The 24,749-nt window shown below is 71.1% G+C and carries 18 protein-coding genes; 11 read left to right on the forward strand and 7 right to left on the reverse strand.

Annotated elements, in window-relative coordinates; translation table 11 throughout:
* Positions 1 to 106: 106 nt before the first annotated feature.
* Positions 107 to 361: a hypothetical protein gene (locus tag IM767_RS14685; RefSeq protein ID WP_109210625.1), complete on the reverse strand. Its 255-nt coding sequence runs from the start codon at positions 359 to 361 to the stop codon at positions 107 to 109.
* A gap of 485 nt (positions 362 to 846) precedes the next feature.
* On the opposite strand from IM767_RS14685, the gene smc reads away from it, so the two are divergent.
* The 3 genes from smc (at position 847) to IM767_RS14700 (ending at position 5,859) form a co-directional block, all read left to right on the forward strand.
* The gene (gene smc, locus IM767_RS14690) at positions 847 to 4,395 is read left to right on the forward strand and encodes a chromosome segregation protein SMC (protein ID WP_109210624.1); all 3,549 of its coding nucleotides are present in this window, start codon (positions 847 to 849) and stop codon (positions 4,393 to 4,395) included.
* Positions 4,396 to 4,404: 9 nt separating this feature from the next.
* Entirely contained in the window at positions 4,405 to 5,277 is an 873-nt protein-coding gene (gene ftsY, locus IM767_RS14695; RefSeq protein WP_109210623.1) for a signal recognition particle-docking protein FtsY, read from the forward strand.
* A gap of 81 nt (positions 5,278 to 5,358) precedes the next feature.
* Positions 5,359 to 5,859, forward strand: a complete 501-nt coding sequence (locus IM767_RS14700) for a DUF2004 domain-containing protein (RefSeq protein ID WP_109210622.1) — start codon at positions 5,359 to 5,361, stop codon at positions 5,857 to 5,859.
* A gap of 33 nt (positions 5,860 to 5,892) precedes the next feature.
* On the opposite strand, the gene lipA is transcribed toward IM767_RS14700, so the two are convergent.
* Both lipA and lipB read right to left on the reverse strand, forming a co-directional pair.
* Positions 5,893 to 6,942: a lipoyl synthase gene (gene lipA / locus IM767_RS14705; RefSeq protein ID WP_109210621.1), complete on the reverse strand. Its 1,050-nt coding sequence runs from the start codon at positions 6,940 to 6,942 to the stop codon at positions 5,893 to 5,895.
* Positions 6,939 to 7,577, reverse strand: coding sequence for a lipoyl(octanoyl) transferase LipB (gene lipB, locus IM767_RS14710; RefSeq protein WP_239453306.1), 639 nt, complete (start codon positions 7,575 to 7,577; stop codon positions 6,939 to 6,941). The genes lipA and lipB overlap by 4 nt, the downstream gene beginning before the upstream one ends.
* A 131-nt stretch (positions 7,578 to 7,708) precedes the next feature.
* On the opposite strand from lipB, the gene IM767_RS14715 reads away from it, so the two are divergent.
* The 3 genes from IM767_RS14715 (at position 7,709) to ffh (ending at position 12,550) form a co-directional block, all read left to right on the forward strand.
* Positions 7,709 to 8,704, forward strand: a complete 996-nt coding sequence (locus IM767_RS14715) for a TetR family transcriptional regulator (RefSeq protein WP_109210766.1) — start codon at positions 7,709 to 7,711, stop codon at positions 8,702 to 8,704.
* Between the two features lie 86 nt (positions 8,705 to 8,790).
* The gene (locus IM767_RS14720; RefSeq protein WP_339327400.1) at positions 8,791 to 10,923 is read left to right on the forward strand and encodes an elongation factor G; all 2,133 of its coding nucleotides are present in this window, start codon (positions 8,791 to 8,793) and stop codon (positions 10,921 to 10,923) included.
* A gap of 58 nt (positions 10,924 to 10,981) precedes the next feature.
* Complete coding sequence (gene ffh / locus IM767_RS14725) at positions 10,982 to 12,550, forward strand: signal recognition particle protein (protein ID WP_109210619.1); 1,569 nt, start codon at positions 10,982 to 10,984, stop codon at positions 12,548 to 12,550.
* A 780-nt stretch (positions 12,551 to 13,330) separates the two neighbouring features.
* Here ffh and IM767_RS14730 read toward each other — a convergent pair.
* Complete coding sequence (locus tag IM767_RS14730; protein ID WP_109210764.1) at positions 13,331 to 14,494, reverse strand: glutamate--cysteine ligase; 1,164 nt, start codon at positions 14,492 to 14,494, stop codon at positions 13,331 to 13,333.
* Between the two features lie 231 nt (positions 14,495 to 14,725).
* On the opposite strand from IM767_RS14730, the gene rpsP reads away from it, so the two are divergent.
* The 4 genes from rpsP to IM767_RS14750 all read left to right on the forward strand — a co-directional run bounded on the left by rpsP (position 14,726) and on the right by IM767_RS14750 (position 20,195).
* Positions 14,726 to 15,157 (forward strand): 30S ribosomal protein S16, encoded by a 432-nt coding sequence (rpsP, locus tag IM767_RS14735; RefSeq protein ID WP_109210618.1) that lies wholly within the window; start codon positions 14,726 to 14,728, stop codon positions 15,155 to 15,157.
* Between the two features lie 4 nt (positions 15,158 to 15,161).
* Positions 15,162 to 15,392 (forward strand): RNA-binding protein, encoded by a 231-nt coding sequence (locus IM767_RS14740; RefSeq protein ID WP_109210617.1) that lies wholly within the window; start codon positions 15,162 to 15,164, stop codon positions 15,390 to 15,392.
* Positions 15,385 to 16,050, forward strand: coding sequence for a ribosome maturation factor RimM (rimM, locus tag IM767_RS14745; protein WP_109210616.1), 666 nt, complete (start codon positions 15,385 to 15,387; stop codon positions 16,048 to 16,050). Before IM767_RS14740 ends, rimM begins: the two co-directional genes overlap by 8 nt.
* A 101-nt stretch (positions 16,051 to 16,151) precedes the next feature.
* On the forward strand, positions 16,152 to 20,195 hold the full coding sequence (locus IM767_RS14750) for a bifunctional nitrate reductase/sulfite reductase flavoprotein subunit alpha (RefSeq protein ID WP_109210615.1): 4,044 nt from the start codon (positions 16,152 to 16,154) through the stop codon (positions 20,193 to 20,195).
* A 300-nt stretch (positions 20,196 to 20,495) separates the two neighbouring features.
* Here IM767_RS14750 and IM767_RS14755 read toward each other — a convergent pair whose 3' ends face one another.
* A complete protein-coding gene (locus IM767_RS14755) occupies positions 20,496 to 21,929 on the reverse strand; it encodes an MFS transporter (RefSeq protein WP_109210614.1) in 1,434 nt (477 codons plus the stop codon).
* A 197-nt stretch (positions 21,930 to 22,126) separates the two neighbouring features.
* On the opposite strand from IM767_RS14755, the gene trmD reads away from it, so the two are divergent.
* On the forward strand, positions 22,127 to 22,840 hold the full coding sequence (trmD, locus tag IM767_RS14760; protein WP_109210613.1) for a tRNA (guanosine(37)-N1)-methyltransferase TrmD: 714 nt from the start codon (positions 22,127 to 22,129) through the stop codon (positions 22,838 to 22,840).
* Positions 22,841 to 22,852: 12 nt separating this feature from the next.
* Here the strand turns inward: trmD and IM767_RS14765 are convergent, their stop codons facing one another.
* Both IM767_RS14765 and cobA read right to left on the reverse strand, forming a co-directional pair.
* Positions 22,853 to 23,989, reverse strand: a complete 1,137-nt coding sequence (locus IM767_RS14765) for a uroporphyrinogen-III synthase (RefSeq protein WP_109210612.1) — start codon at positions 23,987 to 23,989, stop codon at positions 22,853 to 22,855.
* Positions 23,986 to 24,747, reverse strand: a complete 762-nt coding sequence (gene cobA / locus IM767_RS14770; RefSeq protein WP_109210611.1) for a uroporphyrinogen-III C-methyltransferase — start codon at positions 24,745 to 24,747, stop codon at positions 23,986 to 23,988. The genes IM767_RS14765 and cobA overlap by 4 nt, the downstream gene beginning before the upstream one ends.
* Between the last annotated feature and the right edge of the window lie 2 nt (positions 24,748 to 24,749).

Genomic DNA, 24,749 nt, shown 5'->3' on the forward strand with positions numbered 1-24,749 from the left:
GTGCGTCCTTGCGTTGCGGATGGAACTGGCGGGAGGGGGGGAGCAGAGGGATGCGATGGGGCCGGGAGGTCCGCCGCCCGCGAACGGGCGGCGGACCCGGTGGCCGTCACAGCGGGTGCGCGAGGAGAACCCCGCGGAGGTAGGCCTGCCTGCGGGCCTCCTCCTCCTGCTGCAGCTGGAACGCCGAAGCGTGCCGGCGGCGGTCGTCGGTGAGCCGTGTCTTCTGTGCGCTCCACAGGAGCAGCCGGAGCCCGACGTGCAGGGCCAGGCGGTCCAGGAGCGAGATGCGGTCGTCGCGGCTCGGAAGCCGCAGCGTATCGGGAAGGCCCGAAGGGCGCTGCGGCGCGTGCAGAGTGTTCATGATTGCTCTTTCGTGTGGGAAGGATGCCTCTGGCGGGCGCCGGAGGCGGAGATGCCGTGCCGCAGCACGACGGGTCGGAGATGCAGGGGGAGCGCGCTCAGCACCACGAAGCGGGTGCGGCGCAGCAGACAGGTCGCGCCCGGAAACGGGCAGACTCGTCCCCTGCGGGGATCAGATGGCGGCGGGGAAGCGGCCGCTCAGCACAGCGCCGAAGGAGACGGTCCCCGACGCGACGGCACGAATCGCTCCGCCATCACGGGCGGCGATTCCGGTTGGATTCATCAGCATCATCGGGGGACCTCCTTTCTCGACTTCAGACGCAGAGAGTGACGCTAGCGTGTCAGCGATACCCGCGTCAAGCTTTCTCGCAGATTCGGTGATCCCATGGCGTGTCGCGATCCCGCCGCGCCCGGCTCGTCGGCCCGGCGGCCGGGCTGCGCTCCGGTAGCGTAGGCGGGTAATCGAGCTGGGGTGGGGGGCGTGCCATGCACCTGAAGAGCCTGACGCTCAAAGGGTTCAAGTCGTTCGCCCAGCCGACGACCTTCGCCCTCGAGCCCGGCGTCACCTGCATCGTCGGGCCCAACGGCTCGGGCAAGTCCAATGTCGTCGACGCTCTCGCGTGGGTCATGGGGGAGCAGGGGGCGAAGACCCTGCGCGGCGGCAAGATGGAGGACGTCATCTTCGCCGGCACCGCCACGCGTGGTCCGCTGGGCCGCGCGGAGGTGCAGCTCACGATCGACAACAGCGACGGCGCTCTTCCGATCGAGTACTCCGAGGTGACGATCTCGCGGACCCTGTTCCGCAACGGCACGAGCGAATACGCCATCAACGGCGAGCCCTGCCGCCTGCTGGACGTGCAGGAGCTCCTGAGCGATTCGGGACTCGGTCGGGAGATGCACGTGATCGTCGGTCAGGGCCGTCTCGACAGCGTGCTGCAGGCGACCCCGGAGGACCGCCGCGGCTTCATCGAGGAGGCCGCGGGCATCCTCAAGCATCGCCGGCGCAAGGAGAAGACCCTGCGCAAGCTCGACGCGATGGAGGCCAACCTCACCCGCCTGAGCGACCTGGCAGGGGAGCTGCGGCGACAGCTCAAACCTCTCGGAAGGCAGGCTGAGATCGCTCGCGAGGCGGCGACGATCGCGGCCGTCGTGCGCGACGCCAAGTCACGCCTGTTCGCCGACGAGCTCGTCGGGCTCCGGGCCGAGCTCGCCTCGCACGCCCAGAGCGAGCAGGAGCGACATGCGGAGCGGATGGTGCTCCAGGAGCGGCTCGACAACGCCCGCGTGCGGATCGAGCAGCTCGAGGGCGACCAGCGGTCGGAGAGCGTGGACCGCGCACGACGTGTCGCCCACGGGCTCGAACGGGTGCAGGAGCGGCTGCGCGGACTCTACGCGCTGGCCGGCCAGCGGCTGGCACTTCTCGGTGACGCCGAGGACGAGGAGCGCATCGAGCTGACCACGGTCTCGCAGGCGATGATCGACGAGGCTCGCACCGAGATCGACGAGGTCTCGGACGGACTGGGGGCCGCGGAGGATGCCGCGGCCGAGGCGGCGCGCGAGGTGATGCGCGCCCGCGCAGAACTCGATGCGCTCGACACCGACATCGCCGCGCAGAGCGCGCTCGTCTCCGAGCACGACATGCGCATCACCGCGCTGCGCGGCACCGCGGAGGCCGCGGCATCCGCTCTCGCCGCGGTGCAGGGCGCTGTCGAGCGGCAGCAGAAAGCCCTCGACGCGGCGCTCGCGCGTCGTGCCGAGACGGAGGAGATCCTCGCCGGGGTCGACCCCGACCTCGTTCCGGAGGGGTCGTCGGCCGATCATGCCGCGACCTACGAGCGCGCGCAGCGCGACGCGACCGAGGCCGAGGCCGAGACGGCGTCGCTGCGCGAGCGCCTTCATGCCGCAGAGCGCGAGCGCGAGGCGCTCACGGCCCAGACCGCCGCGCTCAGTCGCGCACTCGATGTGAAGAACGGCGCCTCTGCGCTGATCGCCGAGGGCCGGCCGGGCGTTCGCGGTCTCGTGGGCGACGCGGTGCAGGTGGAGCCGGGGTTCGAGGCGGCCGTCGCCGCCGTGCTCGGGCCGATCGCAGAGGGCGTGCTCGTGGACGACCGCGAGAGCGCGTTCGCGGTGGCGGATGCCGCGCGCGAGGCCGAAGCCGGGCTCGTCGACATCGTCATCGCCGACGCCGGCATGATGCGTCCCTCCTTCGCCGAGATGCCGGGCGTCGTGCCGGCCCGCGCGGTCGTGACCGCGCCCGCGGGGGTGCTCGGCCTGCTGTCGTACGTCGTCGTCGCCGACGACCTCGAGACGGCGCGCGCGGCGGGGCCCGCACTCGCGGCCGCCGAGCTCGGCGGTCCGATCACCGTCGTCACGCGGGCGGGCGAGGTCTACACCGAGTATTCGCTGCGTGCGGGCGCCGGCGCGTCCCGCTCGCGGCTGGAGCTCGCCGCCGAACGCGACGCCGCAGCCGTCCGCCGCGACGAGATCGCGGTGGTCGCCGACTCGCTGCGGGAGGCGCTCGGTGACGCGACCCGCGAGCTCGAGTCGGCCAGGCAGCGGACGAAGACCGCGCTCGCCACTCTTCGCGAGCATGACGCCGCGCTGGCAGCGCACGCCGAGCAGGTCAACCGGGCGACCGTGCGGCACGAGGCCGCGGTGGCGGAGTGCGACCGCCTCGCCGCCGGGCTCGCGCAGGCCGCCGCAGCCGTCGAAGAAGCCGAGGCGTCGGCCCGGTCGGCGCAGGACCAGCTCACCGCGGCGCTCGAAGCGCCGCGCCCCATCCTCGACGCCTCGGCCCGCGAGGGCATGCTCGCGGCGCTCGAAGAGGCACGCGACGCCGAGATGCGCTCACGTCTCGAGGTCGAGACGCTGCGCGAACGCATCCGCGCCGGCGAGGCGCGCGTCGTGGCCCTGGAGCGCCAGCGCGAGCGGGAGCGCGAGGCGGCCGCGGAAGCGGCGCGACGGGCCGTCATCCGGCGGGCCCAGCGCGAGATCGCCGCCGGCGTCGCCGGCCAGCTGCCGGCGGTCATCGACTCCGTGGACCGCTCCCTGGCGCAGGCGCGCGCGGGGCTCGCGGCGGCGGAGTCGGAGCGCACGGCGGTGACCGCCGAACTCGGTCAGCTGCGCACTCAGGAGTCGTCGGTGAGGGAACGGCTGGCAGGCCTCACCGAGAGCGTCCACAGCCTGGAGCTGCAGATCCACGAGAAGCGTCTGCATGTGACGGGACTCCTCGAGCGCGTCCAGTCCGAACTGGGGCTCGACGAAGACATTCTCGTTTCGGAATATGGTCCTGATCAGCCGGTCCCGCTCGGACCCCGGTCCGAACCCGCCGACACGGAAGCCGACGGCGAGGATGCGGCATCCGTCCCGTACGACCGCGCGGAGCAGCGCCGACGGCTGCAGGAGGCTGAGCGGAAGCTCTCGCAGCTCGGCCGCGTGAACCCGCTCGCGCTCGAAGAGTTCGAAGCCCTCGAGCAGCGGCACAAGTTCATGACCGAGCAGCTGGCCGACCTCGCCCAGACGCGCAAGGACCTGCTGACGATCATCGAGGAGCTCGACGAGCGGATGCAGTCGATCTTCCTCGCCGCGTTCGAAGACACGAAGGTCGCGTTCGGCGAGGTGTTCCCGATCCTGTTCCCCGGTGGCACGGGCTCGATCGCCCTCACCGATCCCGAGTCGCCCCTGACCACCGGCATCGAGGTCGCGGTGCGGCCCGTCGGGAAGAAGATCGAGCGCCTGTCGCTCCTGTCGGGCGGGGAGCGTTCGCTCGCCGCCGTCGCGCTCCTCACCGCGATCTTCAAGGCGCGGCCGAGCCCGTTCTACATCCTCGACGAGGTGGAGGCTGCGCTCGACGACGCCAACCTCGGCAGGCTGCTCGGCGTCTTCGAACAGCTGCGGGCGTCGAGTCAGCTGATCGTCATCACGCACCAGAAGCGCACGATGGAGATCGCCGACGCCCTGTACGGCGTGTCCATGCGTCAGGACGGCGTCTCGGCCGTCGTGGGTCAGCGCATCGCCGAGCGCGTCGGCGCCTAGGCTGGGGGGATGGCAGAGAGCTCCTGGTCGCTCGGTCGCGCGCTGCGCGGCATGTTCGTCAAACCCACGATCGATGAGAACACCTGGGACGACCTCGAGACGGCGCTGCTGACCGCGGACTTCGGTCCCGACATCACCGAGCGGATCGTCGACGAGCTCCGTGAGAAGGTCGAGCGCTACCGCACCACCGACCCGCGCGATCTCCAGCGCATGCTGAAGGAGACGCTCGAAGAGCACTTCGCCAAGTTCGACACCACGCTGCGACTGACCGAGCGACCGGCGGTGGTGCTGGTCGTGGGCGTGAACGGCGTCGGCAAGACCACGACGATCGGCAAGTTCGCGAAGTTCCTCCAGCGCTACGGGCGCTCCGTCGTCGTCGGCGCGGCCGACACCTTCCGCGCGGCCGCCGTCGACCAGCTCGCGACGTGGGCCGAGCGAGGCGGGGCGACGATCGTTCGGCCTCAGCAGGAGGGCCAGGATCCGGCATCCGTCGCCTTCCAGACGATCGAGTACGCCAAGCAGACGGGCACCGAGATCGTGCTCGTCGATACCGCCGGACGCCTTCATACCAAGGGCGGGCTGATGGACGAGCTGAGCAAGATCCGCCGGGTCGTCGAGAAGCAGGCGCCGATCAGCGAGGTGCTGCTCGTGCTCGATGCCACCACCGGCCAGAACGGCGTGATGCAGGCGCAGGCGTTCCTCGAGCACGCCGGCGTGACCGGCCTCGTGATCACGAAACTCGACGGCTCGGCCAAGGGCGGGTTCGTCCTCGCGGTGCAGGAGCGCACCGGCATCCCGGTGAAGCTGCTGGGCCAGGGCGAGGGCATCGGAGACCTCACGGGCTTCACTCCGCACGTGTTCGCGGCATCGCTCGTCGACTGATCCGGCCCTCGGATCGGACCGAATCCGCGCCATGCCGCGTTCGGGCTATCGCCGACGCGCTCGTTGCGCTTTCATGGGGTCATGGCGATCGAGCACGACTACTTCGGACTCCTCGAATCGGGGCCTGACGGATCGATCTTCTGGTCGGAGAACGTGGAATTGGGTGACCAGTCCGTCACGGTGGACCTCACGGCGCCCGACCAGGACGACGTCTCGGAGGCGGCCCTCGACGTGGCCGCCGCGCTCATCTCCTCGATCGAGGACATCGACCGCAGCGCGCGCAACGCCATGGTGAACGAGTTGAGCGACCGCACCAGCGAGGTGACGGAGTACATCCTGCAGCAGCAGGAGGCGCTCGGCGAGGCGCTCGAGGACGTGCTCGTCGACATCTCGGGCGACGTCCACATCGATGTCATCCGCTCGCTGCAGCTTATGAGCATGACGATCCTCGCCGACGAGCACGGCGGGGCCGACCCGTTCGCCGTGCTCGAGTACGCGCTCGACCCCGACGCCACCGACGACGTGCTGCTGGTCAACCTCGACTCGGACGGCGGCGTGCTGTCCGTGACGAGCGCGGACTGAACCCGCGCCCGGATCGGGGCGGGATCGGCCGGATCAGACCGCCTGCGCGAACCCGCGCTCGACGTGGACGTCCTCGGCGATGTGCGCGAGGTGGGCCGGGATGGTGCGGCCCTTCGAGAGCATCGACTGCGCCCACAGGCGACCGGCGCGGTAGGAGGAGCGCACGAGCGGGCCGGCCAGCACGCCGAGGAATCCGATGCGCTCCGCCTCCTCCTTGAACTCCACGAACTCCTGCGGCTTGACCCAGCGCGCGACCGGGAGGTGGCGCGGCGTTGGCCGCAGGTACTGCGTGATCGTGATGATGTCGGTGCCCGCGGCGTGCAGGTCTTCGAGCGCCTGCACGACCTCTTCGGGCTCCTCGCCCATGCCGAGGATGAGGTTCGATTTGGTGATGAGGCCCGCATCGCGCGCCTGCGTCAGGACGTCCAGCGACCGCTCGTACCGGAAGGCGGGCCGGATGCGCTTGAAGATGCGCGGCACCGTCTCGACGTTGTGGGCGAACACCTCGGGCCGGCTGTCGAAGACCTCGCCGAGCAGCGCCGGGTCGCCGTTGAAGTCCGTCGCCAGGATCTCGACCCCGGTGTTCGGGTTCATCGCGTGGATCTGCCGCACCGTCTCGGCGTGCAGCCACGCCCCGCCGTCGGCGAGGTCGTCACGGGCGACGCCCGTCACGGTCGCGTACCGCAGGTTCATGCGCACGACGCTCTCCGCCACGCGGCGCGGCTCGTCGGTGTCGTAGTCCGCGGGCTTGCCGGTGTCGATCTGGCAGAAGTCGCACCGCCTGGTGCACTGCGAGCCGCCGATGAGGAACGTCGCCTCGCGGTCCTCCCAGCACTCGTAGATGTTGGGGCAGCCGGCCTCCTGGCAGACGGTGTGCAGCTCTTCGGTCTTCACGAGCGAGTGCAGCGCCTGATACTCCGGCCCCATCTTCGCCCGGGTCTTGATCCACTCGGGCTTGCGTTCGATGGGCGTCTGCGCATTGCGGACCTCCAGGCGCAGCAGCTTGCGACCGTCGGGGGCGGCAGAGGGGGCGGATGCCGCAGCCGCGGTACCCGTCGACGCGCCGGTGCCGCACGCGCTCATGCCGGCACCCCCGCGAAGTCGGCCGCGAACACGCGGCTCACGGTGTCGACCACGTCAGCGGGGGCGATGTCGGCGCCGGCGATCTCGCTGAGGGTCGTGACCCCGGCGTCCGTGATCCCGCACGGGATGATGCCGCGGAAGCCTGCGAGGGAGTTGTCGCAGTTGAGGGCGAAGCCGTGCATCGTGACGCCGCGCTGCACGCGCACCCCGATGGCGGCCACCTTGTCCTCGCCGAGTGGGCGGCGCACCCAGACGCCGCTGCGGCCCTCGACGCGGTATCCGTCCACGTCGAACTCGCCGAGCGCCTCGATCAGCAGCTGTTCCAGCCGGCGCACATGCGCGACGACGTCGACCGGCTCGGCCAGCCGGACGATCGGGTAGCCGACGAGCTGTCCGGGCCCGTGCCAGGTGATCTTGCCGCCGCGGTCCACGTCGACGACGGGCGTGCCGTCGGTCGGGCGCTCATGGCGGGCCGTGCGCGCACCCGCCGTGTAAACCGGCTCGTGCTCCAGCAGGAGGAGCGTGTCCGGACGCGTTCCCGCGACCACCTCCGCGTGCACCTCGCGCTGGAGACCCCAGCCGTCGAGGTACGGGACGTAGTCGGGGGAGAGGCCGACGGTCTGGATGTCGAGCATCGTGCTCCTTCGCTTGTGGCGATTGCTGGATCGCGTCCAACAATACATCCGCAGGCGGGCTGTCAAGCCGTGCGGGGTCCGCCGTCAGGGAATCCGCGCGTCGCCGCGCGGCGACCCCTAGGGTGGGCTTCATGTCCACGGAGTCGCGCGCGGGAAGGCCGAAGGCGTCCTCCCGCGAGACGATCGCCGAGGCGGCGTGCGAGCTGTTCCTCGAGCAGGGCTACGAACAGACCTCCATCGTCGACATCTCGCGGCGCGCGGGCGTCAGCCGCTCCAGCTTCTTCAACTACTTCTCCTCGAAGTCCGACGTGCTCTGGGCCGGCCTCGACGAGCGGCTCGGCGTCCTGGAGGCGCGCCTCGCCGAGGATGAGGGGACGGATGCCGCAGCCGCCGTCCGCAGCGCGACGCTGGCGATCGCCGACTCGTTCGTCCCCGACAGCCTCGCCCTCGGGATCGTCAACGTGATCGCGATGGGCCTCGAGGCGGAGTACGAGCGCGACGCCGCGCTGCGCCGTGCCCGCGTCGCCCGAGCCGTGTCGACGCGTCTGGTCCGCGCCGGCGCCGACCGTGTGCGCGCCGATGTCGCCGGCGCGGCGTGGGGCGGTGCGGTCCTCGCCGCCATCGAGGCCTGGGCTCACGATGGCGCGGGGCGCACGTCGCTCGTCCGCTTCCTCTCGCTCGCCGCCGACGCGGCTGCGCCGGTGTCGTCGCCGGTGCCGGTGGGAGAGGTCGCCCAGCTTCGCGTGGTCGTGCAGGCCGCGGCGTTCGAGCAGACGCTCGCGTTCTACCGCGACGTGGTCGGGATGCCGCAGGCCGAGGCCTACGAGGCCGAAGGCGGCGCGCGCGTGGCCATCCTGGCCGCGGGGCGTGCGACGCTCGAGATCGCCAACCCTGCCCAGGTCGAGTTCATCGACCGGGTCGAGACCGACGGCGACGCCCCGAGCGACCGCATCCGTCTGGCGCTCGAGGTGGCCGACACCGACGCCGCCGTCACCCGGCTGGATCACGGCGGCGCCGAGGTCGAGGCATCCGCCCGCGTCACGCCGTGGAACTCGCGGAACGCGCGCCTGCGCGGCCCCGCCGGTCTGCAGCTCACGCTCTTCCAGGAGCTCCGCACCGCGGAGTGAGCCCGAACGGGCGGAGTCGGCGCGGCCTCGTGCGCACACCGTGACACGTCGTTCCGCCCGGTCCTCTGGCAGCCGCCTCCGAGACGGTGCACGATGGTCCCCAGACCACATCGTCGTGGGAGGTCACCGTGGAAGCGGCATCCGAGCTCGCCAGACATTGCTCCGTCGCTCTCATCGGCGCGACGGGATCGGGCAAGACGATGCTGGCGGAGGCGCTGCTGCACCGCGCAGGTGCGGTTTCCCGGCGAGGCTCGATCGAGCAGGGCACGACCGTGTGCGATCACGAACCCGAGGAGATCGCGCGCCACGCGACGCTCGGCCTGACGCCGGCCTGGCTCCCGTGGCGCCTGGACGACGCGGACTACGGCATCACGCTGATGGACACGCCTGGGCACCCTGACTTCGTGGGCGCCCTGGACGCGGCTCTCGCGGTGGCCGATGTGGCGGTGCTCGTCGTGAGCGCCATCGACGGCGTGACGGCCGGCGCCCGCGCCGCGTGGTCCGCTGCCGAGTCCGCCGGCGTCCCGCGGGTCGTCGTCGTGACACAGGAGGATCGTGCGCGTGCCTCGTTCCGGGCTGTGCTCGATCAGCTGCGCGGCGAGTTCGGCGACCGCGTCTGGGCGCTCGAACTGCCGCTCGGAGAGGCGCAGTCCTTCCAGGGAGTCGCCGACGTGCTGACCGAGCGGGCCGTTCTCTACGACGCCGACGGAAGTCACCATGAGGCGCCGCTGCCCGCCGACCTCGTGGAGGAGGAGCACCACCTGCACCAGGAGGTCACTGAGGAGATCGTTTCGCGGGACGACGAGCAGCTCGAGGCGTACCTGGAGGGACACGAGCCGCCGGCAGCCGAACTGGGGCGCACACTGGCCCGCACCGTCGCCGCGGGCGACGGCATCCCCGTCGTCGTGTGCTCTTCCACGACCGGCACCGGCATCGACCGGGTCCTCGATCTCGTGTGCGAGCTCGCGCCCGCCGTGGCCGGCCGTGACAGCCGGATCGTGCTGGGAGTGGACGAGCAAGGCGCAGGAGGCAGCGAGCACGAGGTGGCCACCGATCCGTCGGGCGACAAGCTCGTCCACGTGTTCCGCACCGTGGCCGACCCGTTCGTGGGCCAGATCGCGATGCTGAAGATCCTCTCCGGGGTCCTGCGTCCCGGCGATCGCCTGCGCAACGCGACCACCGGTGTCGAAGAGCGGATGCCGGCACTGTTCCGGCTGCGTGGAGCCGAGCATCTGCCGGTGGACGCCCTGCGTGCGGGCGAGATCGGCGCGGTCGCCAAGCTCGCCGGCACTCCTTCGGGCTCGCTCCTGTGGAGTCGGGCGCAGACGAACGCTCGTCCCGCGCGGCTCCCGTCCCGACCACCCGTCTTCGCCATGAGCCTGCGGCCGGTGTCGCAGTCCGACGACACGAAGCTGACCACCGCGCTCGGCCGCCTCCTCGCAGAGGACCCGACGCTCGTCCTGGATCGCTCGGGCCCGGACACGATTCTGCGCGGCCTCGGCGACACGCACATCGCGGTCGCCGTCGAGAGGCTCGCTCGGGTGCTCGGCGTGCACGTCACGACGGGGCCCGCGCCGGTCGCATACCGCGAGACCATCGCGCACGGCGCGGCGGCCGAGGGGAAGCTCAAGAAGCAGTCGGGCGGACACGGGCAGTTCGCCGTCGTCATGCTGCGGGTCGCTCCGCTTCCGCCCGGCGGCGGCTTCGAGTTCGTCGACTCCGTCGTCGGCGGCGCCGTACCCCGCTCGTACATCCCGGCCGTCGAGAAGGGCGTGCGCGACGCCCTCGCCGCCGGGGGCACGCTCGGGCATCCCGTCGTCGACGTCCGCGTCGAGCTCTTCGACGGCAAGTCGCACTCCGTCGACTCGTCGGAGATGGCGTTCCGCACCGCAGCGGCGATGGGGGTCAAGACGGCGCTCGCGCAGGCCGGCGCGGTGCTGCTCGAACCGGTCTCCACCGCCGTGGTGACCGTGCCGGCTGCAGGGCAGGGGCTGGTGCTCACGGACCTGTCCGGAAGGCGCGGCCGGGTGGTCGGTACGGAGACGGACGCCGACGGACGCACCCGCGTCATCGCGACCGTGCCTGACGCGGAGCTGGCCCGGTACGTGCTCGATCTGCGCGCGCTCACCGGCGGTCAGGCGGAGCTGACGCTCACGCCCGCCGGCTACGAGCGGGCGCCCGAGGGGCACGAGCGCACGTCCGAGGGCTCCCGGGGGTGACATCGAGGCGACGGTGCACGGCGAAGCACGCGGCTCGCTCCCGTAGAATCGGGGCATCATGGCGACTTTCGGCACCCTCTCCGACCGGCTCACCGAGACCTTCCGCAACCTCCGCACCAAGGGCAAGCTCACGCCCGCGGACGTCGACGGCACGGTCCGCGAGATCCGGCGCGCGCTGCTCGACGCCGACGTGGCGCTGCCCGTCGTCAAGGAGTTCACCGCCAAGGTGCGCGAGCGCGCGCTCGGCGACGAGGTCAACCGAGCGCTGAACCCGGCGCAGCAGGTGGTGCAGATCGTCAACGAGGAACTCGTCGCGATCCTCGGCGGCGAGCAGCGCCGCCTGCAGTTCGCGAAGAACCCCCCGACGGTGATCATGCTCGCCGGTCTCCAGGGCTCGGGCAAGACGACGTTCGCCGGCAAGCTCGCCCGTCAGCTCGAGAAGGACGGGCACACGCCCCTCCTCATCGCGGCCGACCTCCAGCGCCCGAACGCCGTCAACCAGCTGCAGGTCGTCGCGCAGCGTGCCGGCGCCGCGATCTACGCGCCAGAGCCCGGCAACGGCGTCGGCGACCCGGTCAAGGTCGCCAAGGACGGCGTCGAGGTCGCCCGCCGCCAGCAGCACGATGTCGTCATCATCGACACGGCCGGCCGTCTCGGCGTCGATGCCGAGCTGATGAAGCAGGCCGCCGACATCCGCAAGGCGACCGATCCCGACGAGGTGCTGTTCGTCATCGACGCGATGATCGGACAGGACGCCGTCAACACGGCGAAGGCTTTCCAGGACGGTGTCGACTTCACCGGCGTCGTGCTCTCCAAGCTCGACGGCGACGCCCGCGGTGGCGCCGCACTCTCGGTGGCGTCGGTGACCGGACGCCCCATCATCTTCGCGTCGACCGGTGAAGGCCTCGAAGACCTCGAGGCGTTCCACCCCGACCGCATGGCGTCGCGCATCCTCGACCTCGGCGACATCCTCACCCTCATCGAGCAGGCCCAGCAGGCCTTCGACGAGGCCGAGGCGCTCAAGGTCGCCGAGAAGCTGGCGACCGAGCAGTTCACGCTCGAGGACTTCCTCGAGCAGATGCAGCAGATGCGCAAGATGGGCTCGATGAAGAAGATGCTCGGGATGCTCCCGGGCATGGGCTCGATGAAACAGCAGCTCGAGGACTTCGACGAGCGTGAGATCGACCGCACCGAGGCCATCATCCGTTCGATGACGCCTGCCGAGCGCCGCAACACCAAGCTGCTCAACGGCTCCCGTCGCCTGCGCATCGCCCGAGGCTCGGGCATGACGGTCACCGACGTCAACCAGCTCGTGCAGCGCTTCGATCAGGCCGCCAAGATGATGAAGACCGTCGCCCGTGGCGGCGTGCCGAACATCCCCGGCATGGGCCCGGTTCCCGGCGCCGGGCGCCCGGGTGCCTCGTCGAAGCGCGGCAAGCAGCAGAAGGCGAAGGGCTCTCGTTCGGGCAACCCCGCCAAGCGCGCAGCCGAGAACGCCGGCATCGCCGCACAGGCCGCCGAGGCTCCGACCGGATCGGGCTTCGGTCTGGGCGCCGGCGCCGGAGCAAAGGGCATGCCCAGCGAGGCCGACCTCGCCGAGCTGCAGAAGATGCTCGGACGCGGCTGACGCCGGGCCGCACCCCGGTCGGCTGACCGGGGCGGGGCCGTTCGCCCAGTGCAGCCGTACCCCTGCCACGCGGTTGCGGGACCCCGTGGACTGAACTGCGACGTGCACCTCGCTGTGGTTGGGCGTCCACAGTCCGAGCAGTCCTGCCGCGCTGAGGCACGTCACGCGGCCGCCGGCCAGCGCGGCCGCTGCACGGCGTGGATCCGCATCCGGACGGACCAGCCACGACCGGCGGACCCGTCGGACTGCGGACCGCGCGACGGCGTCCGCGATCTGCCGCTGCGTGAAGCCCGCCGCCAGGATCAGAGAGCTGTGAGCGACGCCCTGGCGTGCATCGAGCCACGCATCGAGGCGTGGAAGAGAAGAGCGCAGAATGATCTGTTCGTGTCTCACACGCCCCACCTTCACGGGCGCCGCGAGGCTGAATCCTGTCGGGTCGCGAGAGAGGGGACAGCTCGCCTTCGACAGTCATTGGGGAGGAGCCGGCACCGCTTCAGGTGAGATCGCGCCGGTAGGAGAATCGGCGCGATGACGTCCTGCGCCGGTGACATCACCTGATCCCGTGACGGGGCCCGCACGACCCGCAGGCGAATGGGCGGGCCGCGCATGCGTGGGGACGAATCCGTCGAGCGTGAACGGATGCCGCGGCCCGCGGCATCCGCTCTCCTCGACCTGGACGGTATGCAACTGCGTCGTGTTCAGGTGATCCCACCGGGGTAGGAGGATCGGCGCGGAATCGTCCTGCGCTCGTGAGATCACCTGAGGCGGTGGCGCCGGCGGTCAGTGGCCGAGTGCGGCGAGGTGCTCGCGCAGCGTGGGGCCGGAGCGGAACTCGCCGACCAGGTGACGCACGACCTCGCGCAGGTCGCCGTCCGCGGCGTCGGCGATCGCGAGCTGCCGCGCATAGCTCGCGCCGTCCGTGAGGATGGTCTCGATCCCCGACAGCTCGCGCGCGCACTTCAGCTCGACGGCGATGTCGGTGACCTCGGCCAGGGTCTCACGCAGGTGATCGGTGACCGGGCGCTGGGTTCCCTCGTGGTCGACGATCACACGCGCGTCGAGGCCGTAGCGGGCCGCCCGCCACTTGTTCTCGCGGATGAACCACGGCTGGATCGTCTCCAGCGGCAGTCCCTCGTCGAGCCGGCGCGAGAAGTGCTCCACGAGCACCTGCACCAGCGCGGCCACCGCGGCGAGCTCGGGCAGGGTCGACATGCCGTCGCAGGCGCGCACCTCGATGGTGCCCCAGCGCGGTGCCGGGCGGATGTCCCATCGCACCTCGGTGGCATCCTCCATGACGCCGGTGCGCACCATGTCGTCGAGGTACCGCTCGAACTGCCGCCAGTCCTGCAGCGGCCAGGGGAGGCCCGCCGTCGGCAGCTGCTGGAACACCAGGGCGCGGTTGGACGCATACCCGGTGCGCTCTCCGGCCCAGAACGGGCTCGACGCCGAGAGCGCCTGCAGGTGCGGCAGGTAGACGGCGAGGGCGTTGATGATCGGGAAGACCTTGTTCACGTCGTCGACCCCGACGTGGATGTGGATGCCCCAGATCATCATGTTGCGTCCCCACCACTGGGTGCGCTCGATGAGCTTGTGATAGCGGGTCTTGTCGGTGACGCTCTGGTCGTACCACTGCGCGAAGGGGTGGCTGCCCGCGCACAGCAGGTCGATGCCGTGCCGGTCGGTGTACGTGCGGACTGCGGCGATCGCATCGGCGATGTCGTCGACGGCGGCTTCCACCATGTCGCCGATGCCGCTGGTCACCTCGACGGTGTTCGTGAGCAGCTCTCCGGTGACGGTGTAGCGCTCGAGGCTGGAGTCATCCTCGAGGGCGGCCAGCAGGCCCGGAGCGCGGGGGATGAGGTCGCCGGTCGCGGTGTCGGCGAGCATCAGCTCCCATTCGAGACCGACGGAGGAGCGGGAGGATGTCGCGAAGGGCACCGTCATGGGGCACAGTCTGACACGGTGGCTCGCCGAGCCCACCTGGTTGACGGCACGGTGCGTCATGTGGTGGGCGGGGTGTTCGCGGGAGCTCCTGCGGTATGAAATAATTGTGGGCTGGATCACCCGCTCGACCCTCTATCCAGCGCGGAGATCCTCCCTTCAGAGCTTCCGCCGGGTGTGCACCCCACGCTCCAGGCGATCGGTTCAATCACTTTCCACACATTCAGGAGAATCGTGGCTGTCAAGATCCGTCTCAAGCGCCTCGGCAAGATCCGTGCGCCCTACTACCGCATCGTCGTGGCCGACTCGCGCACCAAGCGCGACGGCCGTGTCATCGAGGAGATCGGCAAGTACCACCCCACCGAGGAGCCCTCGTTCATCGAGGTCGACTCGGAGCGCGCGCAGTACTGGCTGTCCGTCGGTGCGCAGCCGACCGAGCAGGTGCTCGCCATCCTCAAGCTGACCGGCGACTGGGGCCAGTTCAAGGGTGACAAGAACGCGGTCTCGACCGTGAAGACCCGCGAGGACAAGGCCGCCTTCGAGGTGGACTCCTCGAAGAAGTCGGTCATCAAGCCGAAGGCTGAGAAGAAGGCCGAGGAGCCCGCCGAGGCTCCCGCCGACGAGGCGACCGACGCGGCCGACGGGGCCGCCGAGTCCGCCGAGTAATCCGTTGCTCGCCGCCGCGCTCGAACACGTCGTCAAGGGGATCGTCGATCACCCCGACGACGTCCGCATCGACTCGTCCACGTCGCCTCGAGGCGACGTGCTCGAGGTGCACGTCCACCCCGAAGACCGGGGTCGCGTGATCGGGCGCGGCGGCCGCACGGCCAAAGCCCTGCGCACTCTCATCACCGCCCTCGCCGACGGACGCCGTGTGCGCGTCGACGTGGCGGATGACTGAGGTGTCAGGCGAGGACACCGCGGGATCGGGCGCTGACGCCCGCAAGCCCGTGAATGCCGTACCCCCCACCGGAAAGACCCAGCTCCGCGTCGGCCGCCTCGTGAAGGCGCATGGCCTCAAGGGCGCGATCAAGCTCGAGCTGTACACCGACGATCCCGAGGGCCGCTTCGTGCCCGGCGCGACGTTCACCCTGCAGGTGCCCGAGTCCTCGCCCTGGCACGGCAAACCCCTCACCGTGCGCGAGTTCAAGTTCATGAACAGCCACCCCGTCGCCTTCTTCGAAGGGGTCGACGACCGGTCCGCAGCCGAAGAGCTCATCCGCGCGATCCTCTGGGTCGATGAGGACGCGCAGCCCTCGCCGACGGAGGAGGACGCCTGGTTCGACCACCAGCTGGTCGGACTCGACGTCGTCCGCGACGGCCAGGTCGTCGGCAAGGTCGCGCGCGTCGACCACCTCCCCGCGCAGGACCTGCTCATCGTGAAGGTCCGTGACGAAGAGGTGCTCGTGCCGTTCGTCAAGGCGATCGTGCCAGAGGTCGACATCGCGGCCGGACGCCTCATCGTGACGCCCCCCGCCGGGCTCTTCGAGGAGCTCCCCGACGACGGCGACGACACACCCGCCGAGCCGATCGAGGACGACACCGAGCCCTCGGCCTGAGCGACTCTCACGACGCCTCTCGGGGAACCGTGCGGCAGATGTGATCTGCGGGAAACACGGCGGGAAACGCCCCGGAACCTCCGTCCGGGACCATCGGAGGCATGGGCGAAGTACGCACCGTGTGCTCCTACTGCGGCGTCGGCTGCGGTATCTCGGTGACGACCTCGGACGCCGGGGCGGGGCATCCGCTCGCCATCGCGAAGGTCTCCGGTGACCGCGCCCACCCGACGAACGCCGGACGCCTCTGCACCAAGGGCGCGACCCATGGGGAGCTGATGCAGGCTCCCGGTCGCATGACCTCGGCGCACGTTCGGCCCGGCCGTGGCGAGCCGGCGGTTCCCGTCGCGCTGGAGGATGCGGTGACGGATGCCGCAGCGCGCCTCCGTGCGATCCTCGATGAGCACGGGCCCGATGCCATCGCGCTCTACGTCTCGGGGCAGATGAGCATGGAGGCGCAGTACCTCTCCAACAAGCTGGTGAAGGGGTATCTGCGGGGGATCCACATCGAGTCGAACTCGCGACTGTGCATGGCATCGGCCGGAACCGGCTACAAGCAGTCACTCGGCGCCGACGGGCCGCCCGGATCGTACGAGGACTTCGACAAGGCCGACCTGTTCTTCGTGATCGGGTCGAACACCGCCGACTGCCACCCGATCCTCTTCCTGCGCATGGCCGACCGGCTCAAGCAGGGCGCGAGGCTCATCGTCGTCGACCCCCGCCGCACCACGACCGCCGACCGCGCCGACCTCTTCCTGCAGATCCGGCCCGGAACCGATCTCGCGCTTCTCAACGGACTCCTGCACCTGCTCGTGGAAGCCGGCGACATCGACGAGGACTTCATCGCCGCGTACACCGAGGGCTGGGAGCACATGGCCGAGCTCCTCGCCGAGTACCCGCCCGCGCGAGTCGCCGAGGTGACGGGCCTCGCCGAGGACGACATCCGCACCGCCGCGCGCTGGATCGGCGAGGCCGGCGAGTGGATGACGCTGTGGACGATGGGACTCAACCAGTCCACGCACGGCACGTGGTCGACGAACGCGATCTGCAACCTGCACCTGGCGACCGGTGCGATCTGCCGGCCCGGCAGCGGCCCGTTCTCCCTCACCGGTCAGCCGAACGCCATGGGCGGGCGGGAGATGGGCTACATGGGCCCGGGCCTGCCCGGTCAGCGCGCCGTGTTCAGCGCCCCCGACCGCGCCTTCGTCGAGGACGTCTGGGACCTCGCACCCGGCACGATCCGCGCTGAATCCGGGTCCGGCACGATCGACATGTTCCGCCGCGCGGCGGACGGCGAGATCAAGGCCGTGTGGATCATCTGCAGCAACCCCGTCGCCTCGGTCGCGAACCGCAAGACCGTGATCGAGGCGCTCGAGACCGCCGAGCTGGTCATCGCCCAGGACGTCTACACCGAGACCGCCACGACCGCGTACGCCGACATCCTGCTGCCGGCGACGCTGTGGGTCGAAGCGGACGGCGTCACCGTGAACAGCGATCGCACGCTCACCCTCGTCCGCGACGTCGTCCCGGCGCCGGGGGAGGCGCAGCCGGACTGGCTCACCATCTGCCAGGTCGCCCGTGCGATGGGCTTCGAGGGGTTCGATTTCGCCTCGAGCGCCGAGGTGTTCGACGAGATCCGTCGCTTCTGGAACCCGCAGACCGGCTGGGATCTGCGCGGGGTGAGCTACGAGCGCCTGCGCGAGACGCCTGTGCAGTGGCCGGCGCCCCCGGACGACTCCGCAACGCGGCATCCGATCCGCTATCTCAACGACGGCGTGAGCCAGTCGCTCCACGTCGAGGAGGACGGCACGGTCCCTCGACTGGCCTTCGCGACCCCCTCGCGACGGGCGCAGTTCCTGGCGCGGCCGCACCTCGCGCCGGCCGAACTGCCCGACGACGACTATCCGTGGGTGCTCAACACGGGGCGCCTGCCGCACCACTGGCACACCCTCACGAAGACCGGTCGCGTCGCGAAGCTCGCCAAGCTCCACCCCGGGCCCTTCGTCGAAGTGCACCCCGACGACGCGGCGAGCCATGGCATCGCCGAGGGGGACCAGGTCGAGGTCGCCTCGCGCCGGGGCCGGTTCGTGGTCCCGGCCGTCGTGACCGACCGCGTGCAGCGCGGCGGCCTCTTCGCGCCGTTCCACTGGAACGACGAGCACGGCGAGTACGTCACCGTCAACGCGGTGACCAGCGACGCCGTCGACCCGCTGTCGTCGCAGCCCGAGTTCAAGTTCGCGGCGGTCTCGCTGCGGCGGGTCGGCCCCGGCCCCGGAGCCCCGGAGATGCCGTCGGCTTCGGCGGACGCGGCCCTCGCGGCGGCGGGCGTAGACCTCGCCCCGCCCGCGCTCAGCGACCTGGAGGGCGCCTACCTCGCCGGGTTCCTCTCGACGGTCCGCTCGGTCTCCCTCGCACCGGGCGAGGTGCCGGTGCTGCCGGCGGAGGCGCCGCTCGGCGCCCTCGCCCGCGCATGGTTCGATGGCGTGCTCGCGGGTGCGTTCTCGCGCGCTGCGGCGGCTGACCCGACCACGGGCACCGCCGACGAGGTCGTGGTGCTGTGGGGCTCGCAGACCGGCAACGCCGAGGAGTTCGCCACGGCCGCGACGGCGGCCCTCGCGGCGCGCGGCATCCCCGCGCGGGCGCGGAGCATGGCGGAGCTGCGGGCCACCGACCTCACCGACGTGCGGCGGCTGCTCGTGGTCACCTCCACGTTCGGCGACGGCGGCCCGCCCGACAACGCCGCGGCGCTGTGGCACGAGCTGAACGCCGACGGCGCGCCCGAGCTGTCCGGGCTGCACTACGCCGTCCTCGCTCTGGGCGACTCCAACTACGACGACTTCTGCGGGCACGGGCGGCGCCTCGACGCGCGGCTCGGGGAACTGGGCGCGACCGCGCTGCTGGAGCGCGTCGACCTCGAGCCCGACGCGGACCAGCCCCGCGAAGCCTGGCTCGCCCAGATCCTCGACACGCTCGCGGCCGAGGGACCGGCGGTGGCGGCATCCGTCTCCGCGCCGGCGGCGCCCGCCCGGCGACTCTTCACCCGCGGCAATCCCGTGCACGCCCCGCTCGTGCGCAACGAGCTGCTGAGCGGACCGGGGTCGCAGAAGGAGGTGCGGCGGTTCGCGTTCGACCTGTCGGCGTCGGGCGCGACGTACGAAGCCGGCGACTCCCTCGGAGTGGTGTGCGCCAACTCACCCGCCGTCGTCGCGGAGTGGCTCGAGGCCACCGGCATCGCGCCGCATGCGATCGTCGAGCTCGACGGCGAGGAGCGCACGTTCGCCGACGCCCTGCGCACGCGCCTGGACATCACGAAGACGCCCGTCGACCTGGTGCGCTTCATCGCCGAGCGCAGCGGCGACAGCATGCTCGGCGCGCTGCTGCGGCGCGAGAACAAGGGGCGCCTGGAGCAGTTCCTGTGGAGCCAGCAGGCCGTCGACCTCGTCCGCGACTTCCCGGTGCAGGCGACGGCGGCCGACTGGGCCGGCGTCCTCAAGCGCCTGCAGCCGCGCCAGTACTCGATCTCGTCGAGCCCGAAGACCGACCCCGGCGCTGTCGAGCTGACGGTCTCGGTCGTGCGCTTCGAGACCGAATCCGGTCGGGCGCGCGGGGGCGTGTGCTCGACGTTCCTCGCCGACAACGAGGCGCTCGTGGCGCCGGTGTATCTGCAGCGGTCGCCCGCGTTCCGCCCGCCCGCGGCCGGTGACACCCCGATGATCATGATCGGTCCCGGCACCGGCGTCGCGCCGTTCCGGGGGTTCCTGCACGACCGTCGCGCCGACGGCCACGCCGGCCGCAACTGGCTGTTCTTCGGCGAGCAGCACGCGGCCAGCGACTTCTATTACCGCGACGAGCTCGCCGAGATGCACGAGGACGGCTTCCTCACGCGGCTCGACGTCGCCTTCTCCCGCGACCAGCGGCAGAAGATCTACGTGCAGGACCGCATGGTCGAGCACGGCGCGCAGCTGTGGCGGTGGCTGGAGGACGGAGCCCACGTCTACGTGTGCGGTGACGCCCTGCGCATGGCGAAGGACGTCGATGCGACGCTGGTCGCGATCGCGCAGCAGCACGGCAAGCTCTCGGAAGAGGCTGCCGCGGAGTACGTGCGCGACCTGGCGGCCGACGAGCGCTACGCCCGCGACGTCTACTGAGCTCCGGGATCCGGTGCTCTAGCGCCCTCAGTTGAGGAGTTCGACTCACGATGCGCCCCAGGTGAGGCGTCCGAGACTTGGTCCTCAGCTGAGGAGCATCGCCGAGATGAGGACCCTGCCTGGCGCGACAATCCGCATTCAGGGAACAGTCCTCAGCTGAGGAGCAGGCCGGCGGCGCAATGCGGACGGGCGGGTTGCGAGGCGCGCCGGACCGGTGGGCTGGCGGCGCCCGCCTCGTGGGCAGATGAGAAGAGCGGATGCCTCGGGGCGAGGCATCCGCTCATCTCGACCGACTGCGGGTCAGATGCGCTGCTTCGCGAGCGACGCGCGCGGGATGACGTAGACGAACACGGTGAGCAGCAGGAGTGCGACGTACGCGGCGACGAAGCCGTAGAACGCCGCCGCATAGCCGCCGGTGGCGAGCTGCGAGGCGTTGAGCACCTGCGGCACGAGGAACCCGCCGTAGGCGCCGATCGCGGAGATGAGTCCGAGAGCGGCCGCAGACTTGCGGAGCATCTTCGTCGCCTCGGGCGTGCCCGGCTCGTAGCCCTTCGCCGCCGAGCGCGCCGCGAAGATGTTCGGGATCATGCGGTAGGTCGAGCCGTTGCCCATGCCCGTGGCCGCGAACAGCACGAGGAAGCACCCGAGGAAGACGAAGAAGTTGCGAAGCGGCAGCGTCCAGACGAGCGCCAGCGCGCCGAGCGCCATGACGGAGAACGCGCCGACGGTCACCCGGGCACCGCCGAAGCGGTCGGCGAGGCGGCCGCCGTACGGGCGGGCGAGCGAGCCGACGAGGGCGCCGAGGAACGCGAGGGTGATTGCCGCCTGGCCCACCTGGATCGTCGAGAACTCGGGGAACTGATCGGCGATGAGCTTGGGGAACACGCTGGCGAAACCGATGAACGAGCCGAACGTGCCGATGTAGAGCACCGCCATGATCCACAGGTGCGGCTCGCGCAGGGCCGCCGCGGAGCCCGCGAAGTCCGCCTTGGCGGAGGACAGGTTGTCCATGTACCGCCACGCGCCGAACATGGCCAGCAGGATGAGCGGGATCCACATCCAGCCTGCGAGAGCGATGTTGAGCGTCGCACCGGCGCCGATGGTCACGGCGATCGGAACGGCGAACTGCGCCACCGAGGTGCCGAGGTTGCCGCCCGCCGCGTTGAGACCGAGCGCCCAGCCCTTCTCCTTCTGCGGGAAGAAGTAGGTGATGTTGGCCATCGAGCTTGCGAAGTTGCCGCCGCCGACTCCGCCGAGCGCGGCCACCAGCAGCAGCACGCCGAACGGCGTCTCGGGGTTGGACACCACGATGCCCAAGAGCACGGCGGGGATGAGGAGAAGCCCGGCGGACACGATCGTCCAGTTGCGGCCGCCGAAGATCGCCACCATGAAGGTGTACGGGAAGCGCAGGGTCGCGCCGACGAGGCTCGGCAGCGAGATGAGCCAGAACGATTCGGAGCTCGTGAGCTGGAAGCCGGCGGCCGGCAGCATCACGACGACGATGCTCCACAGCTGCCAGATGATAAAGCCGAGGAATTCGGCGAAGATCGACCAGCCGAGGTTGCGGCGGGCGATCGCCCGGCCCTGGGCCTGCCAGAAGGTCGGGTTCTCCGCGTTCCAGCCGTCGATCCAGCGGCCGGGACGATGGGTGAGGGTGACCGGCGCGTCGACCGGCGAGATGGTGCGGGGCGGAGCAGCGGTATCCGTCATCGACGGCGTATCGGTCGTTGTCATGGCGCCTCCCTGATATGCAGACACTGGGGGTGAGTGTGTCTCCCACGCTAGGAACGGGGTGTTTCGGCCCCTCTGCCCGCGCGGTTACTTCTCCGTCACTTCCGCATCACCGCCGGGGCGCGCGGGAGGTGGGCGGCCCGTCACACGTCGGAAACACGCGGCTCGGGCGCAGAACCCGGGACGGTAATCTCGAAGGCATGCGCGTCGACATCGTCACGATCTTCCCGACGTTCTTCGACGTGCTCGGGGTCTCACTGATCGGCAAGGCGCGGGATCGGGGCATCCTCGACATGCACGTCCACGATCTGCGGGACTGGACCCACGATCGCCACCGCACCGTCGACGACACCCCTTACGGCGGCGGCGCCGGAATGGTGATGAAGCCGGAGCCGTGGGGCGAAGCGCTCGACGCGATGCTGACCGAGGAATCGGTGCTCCTCGTGCCGTCGCCTGCGGGCGAGCTGTTCTCGCAGCCGATGGCGCGCGAACTGGCCGAGGAGAAGCACCTCGTCTTCGCCTGCGGGCGCTACGAGGGGATCGACCAGCGCGTCGTCGACCATTACGCCGAGCGCGGCCGCGTGCGGCTCGTGAGCCTCGGCGATTACGTGCTCAACGGCGGAGAGGTCGCCGCGATGGCCGTGATCGAGGCGGTGTCGCGCCTCATCCCCGGCGTCGTCGGCAACCCCGAGAGCCTCGTCGAGGAGTCGCACGAGCTCGGACTGCTCGAATACCCCAGCTACACCAAGCCGGCGCAGTGGCGCGGCCTCGAGGTGCCGGCGGTGCTCCTCAGCGGCAACCACGGTGCGATCGCGGCATGGCGGCACGAGCAGAGCCTGGAACGCACGCGTGCGCACCGGCCCGATCTGCTGCCGCAGGCGGACCCGGTCTCACGGGCAGACCCGGCGCCATGACCAGGACGGGCGTCAGGCGGGTTCGATGACGTTCAGGCGGTAGCCGCGCTTGACGACGGTCTTGACGAGGTCGGGCACGCCGAGCGACTCGCGCAGTCGCGCGACGGCCATCTCGACGGCATGCGTGTTCTCACCCGAGCGGGGGAGCGCCGCCTGAAGGCGCGGGCGGGAGACGACCCCGCCGTGCGCGTCGAAGAGCGCAGCGACGATGTCGGTGGCGCTGCGTGAGAGGGCGATGTGCCGGCCGTCCAGCACGATCCCGTTGCTGCGCAGCTCGAGACGGCCGGCCGAGGTCGGCAGGGAGGCGGCGCCGCCGCCGCCGAAGTGCGTCACGACGGCCCTCACGAGCGACCCGAGACGGCCGCGCTCCGCGATGAGCGGCTGGAGGCCCGCGTCTTGCAGGGGTCCTGCGGTGATCGGTCCGACCGCCGCCATGAGCAGCCGGCCCTCCGACGCGCGATCGACGATCGCCTCGAGCACGGCCTCGCCGCGGGCGGCCGCGATCCACTCTGCCGCTCCGGGCGCCGACGTGAACAGCACCGCGTCCACCTCGCCCTGCGCCGCGGCGACGACCGAGCGCGAGACGGCGGCCGGGTCGGGCGGCGGACCCCAGCGGTACACCGTGAGGCTCACGACGTCGGCGCCGGCCTGCTCGAACAGCTCGTCGAGGCCGTCCGCACCGGAGCCGTGGTGCTGGACCGCGACGCGGCGACCGGAGACGCCTTCGGCCAGCAGGTACTCGCCGAGCTCGGCCGAGGTCTCCGACTCGGCGACCCAGTCGGCGGTGAGCCCGGCCTGCTGAATCGCGCCGCGCGCCTTCGGGCCGCGCGCGACGATCTGCGCGCGGCTGAGCGCGGCGTGGAGGTCGTCGAGCAACCCCGCTTCGTCGGCGGCCTCCATCCATCCGCGGAAACCGACCCCCGTCGTGGCGACCACCACATCCGGAGCCTGCGCGATGAGCTCGCGCGTGGCGGCGATGAGCGCGTCGTCGTCGATGTGAGGGACGATCGTGAGCGCCGGGGCGTGACGCACCTGGGCGCCGTGCCGCTCCAGCGCGGCGGCCAGCTCCGACGAGCGACGGTCGACGGCGATGACGATCGTGCAGCCGTCGAGGGCGGCCGAGAGGGTGGGACGGGTGGTGGAGCTCAACGGACGATGTCACCTGCCAGCTGGTGTTCGGGGAGCAGCAGCCCGGCGCGGGCGACCTCGCCGACCACGATGACCGCGGGGTTGCGCACGCCGGCGACGCCGGCATCCAGCACCACCGTACCCAGTGTGGTGTGCGTCGTGCGCTGGTCGCGATGGTGGCCGCGCTCGACGATCGCCACCGGGCGCTCGGCGGGAACGCCGGCCTGCAGCGCGTCGGCGACGATGCGCGGCAGCGCCCCGACGCCCATCAGGATGACCGTCGTGACGCTGTCGTCGCGGAGGGCCGCCAACGTCGCCTCGGTCATCTCGGAGGGGCCGTTCACGATGTGGACGGACCCCGCGACCCCGCGGTGGGTGATGGGGATGCCGGCGGCCTGCGGGACGGCGACCGCGCTGGAGATCCCCGGCACCACGTCGACCGGGATGCCGGCCGCCAGGCACGCGGCGACCTCTTCGCCCCCGCGACCGAACACGAACGGGTCGCCGCCCTTGAGGCGCACGACGCGCTTGCCACGGCGTGCGCGGTCGACGAGCAGCCCATTGATCTCCTCCTGCGGCACCGGGTGATGCCCGGGGTGCTTGCCGACGTCGATGATCTCGACCTCCGGACCGAGGTGGTCGCGGATGTCGGTGGGACCCAGGCGGTCCATGACCACCACCTCGGCGCGCATCAGCAGCCGCCACGCGCGCAGCGTGAGCAGGTCGATCGGCCCCGGGCCGCCGCCGACGAGGTCGACGCGCCCGGCCGTGTCCGGCATCC

It is taken from the genome of Microbacterium ureisolvens (assembly GCF_015278315.1).
GTDB lineage: Bacteria > Actinomycetota > Actinomycetes > Actinomycetales > Microbacteriaceae > Microbacterium > Microbacterium ureisolvens.

What these genes read in the sequence shown, in the direction of transcription:
- lipB (WP_239453306.1), bottom strand. Translation starts at nt 7,577, where the DNA reads ATGCTCGACATCCAGACCGTCGGCCTCTCCCCCGACTACGTCCCGTAC.
- IM767_RS14755 (WP_109210614.1), bottom strand. Translation starts at nt 21,929, where the DNA reads ATGACAACGACCGATACGCCGTCGATGACGGATACCGCTGCTCCGCCC.
- rimM (WP_109210616.1), top strand. Translation starts at nt 15,385, where the DNA reads ATGACTGAGGTGTCAGGCGAGGACACCGCGGGATCGGGCGCTGACGCC.
- IM767_RS14750 (WP_109210615.1), top strand. Translation starts at nt 16,152, where the DNA reads ATGGGCGAAGTACGCACCGTGTGCTCCTACTGCGGCGTCGGCTGCGGT.
- trmD (WP_109210613.1), top strand. Translation starts at nt 22,127, where the DNA reads ATGCGCGTCGACATCGTCACGATCTTCCCGACGTTCTTCGACGTGCTC.
- IM767_RS14715 (WP_109210766.1), top strand. Translation starts at nt 7,709, where the DNA reads ATGTCCACGGAGTCGCGCGCGGGAAGGCCGAAGGCGTCCTCCCGCGAG.
- smc (WP_109210624.1), top strand. Translation starts at nt 847, where the DNA reads ATGCACCTGAAGAGCCTGACGCTCAAAGGGTTCAAGTCGTTCGCCCAG.
- IM767_RS14685 (WP_109210625.1), bottom strand. Translation starts at nt 361, where the DNA reads ATGAACACTCTGCACGCGCCGCAGCGCCCTTCGGGCCTTCCCGATACG.
- ftsY (WP_109210623.1), top strand. Translation starts at nt 4,405, where the DNA reads ATGGCAGAGAGCTCCTGGTCGCTCGGTCGCGCGCTGCGCGGCATGTTC.
- IM767_RS14700 (WP_109210622.1), top strand. Translation starts at nt 5,359, where the DNA reads ATGGCGATCGAGCACGACTACTTCGGACTCCTCGAATCGGGGCCTGAC.
- IM767_RS14730 (WP_109210764.1), bottom strand. Translation starts at nt 14,494, where the DNA reads ATGACGGTGCCCTTCGCGACATCCTCCCGCTCCTCCGTCGGTCTCGAA.
- lipA (WP_109210621.1), bottom strand. Translation starts at nt 6,942, where the DNA reads ATGAGCGCGTGCGGCACCGGCGCGTCGACGGGTACCGCGGCTGCGGCA.
- ffh (WP_109210619.1), top strand. Translation starts at nt 10,982, where the DNA reads ATGGCGACTTTCGGCACCCTCTCCGACCGGCTCACCGAGACCTTCCGC.
- cobA (WP_109210611.1), bottom strand. Translation starts at nt 24,747, where the DNA reads ATGCCGGACACGGCCGGGCGCGTCGACCTCGTCGGCGGCGGCCCGGGG.